This window comes from Paraburkholderia sp. BR10954 (assembly GCF_040965775.1).
Lineage (GTDB): Bacteria > Pseudomonadota > Gammaproteobacteria > Burkholderiales > Burkholderiaceae > Paraburkholderia > Paraburkholderia youngii.
Genome location: NZ_JBFRCK010000246.1, coordinates 1 through 383 on the forward strand (window position 1 = coordinate 1; position 383 = coordinate 383).

Sequence of the window (383 nt, forward strand, 5' to 3'; positions counted from 1 at the left end):
CATCCAGACCTCGACAGAATTTGCAGGAAACTACCCATAATCTGCCAGGTTCCTGCAAATGCATCAACAACTTTCCGCTTCAAACCCTTGCTGCAAAAGGCTCTCCGGATTGTTCAGGTTCGACTACAGAGAGGCATTCGCTTTTTGGTCAATCCTTTACCCGCAGTCCCGTGGGCGTTCCTTGCGGTTCGCTTGCCTCGATACCGCTGAGGCGAGACGTCGGGCTTACCTCGTTCCGTTCGTGCAACGTGGTTGGGTTAGAGCGTGTTAGGAACTTCGATTGAGACCTGGTATCCTGGCGGGATGAAAAGAACCGACCGCAAAGGGTATCCGACAGATGTGTCGGATGAGGAATGGAGTTTCGCGGCGCCGTATCTGACGCT

Annotated in this window: 1 pseudogene; it reads left to right on the forward strand. The window is 53.5% G+C overall.

The window, feature by feature from the left end:
* Window positions 1–303: 303 nt before the first annotated feature.
* A pseudogene (locus tag AB4Y34_RS42085) lies at window positions 304–383 on the forward strand (IS5/IS1182 family transposase); the annotation flags it as partial.